We start from the raw sequence: 357 nt of genomic DNA, 5'->3' as shown, positions 1-357 counted from the left end.
ATGTGTACCAAGGTCCAACCACCGTGACCGAGTCGATTGCCTCGGCATCGGGCGGTAATTTGGAAGCCATTGCGCCAAACACCGCTCCGGTCAGCACTATCGTCAGCGATGTCGACGACACCACCACGGTGACGCTGACCGCTACGCCAACCGTGAATGAAAACGGAACCATCACTTACACCGCCACCCTGACCGGTGTCGACGGCAAACCCGTCACCGCGCAAAATGGTCCTGTGACGGTCACGCTCGACAGCGGCAAAACCATCACCATCGCAGCCGGCGCAAGCTCGGGCGTGCTCGACGTAGCCGTTGGCAACGACGTGTACCAAGGTCCAACCACCGTGACCGAGTCGATTG

The 357-nt window shown here is 60.2% G+C and carries 1 protein-coding gene; it reads left to right on the top strand.

Features of this window, described 5'->3' with window-relative positions; translation table 11 throughout:
- Positions 1-357: immunoglobulin-like domain-containing protein (locus tag HU806_RS26305; RefSeq protein WP_186615823.1), on the top strand; the 357-nt coding region annotated here is incomplete at both ends.

The sequence above is a fragment of the Pseudomonas sp. SWRI154 genome (genome assembly GCF_014268645.1).
Lineage (GTDB): Bacteria > Pseudomonadota > Gammaproteobacteria > Pseudomonadales > Pseudomonadaceae > Aquipseudomonas > Aquipseudomonas marvdashtae.
Note: the sequence above shows the minus strand (reverse complement) of the source record. Positions and strands in the feature narration are given on the sequence as shown.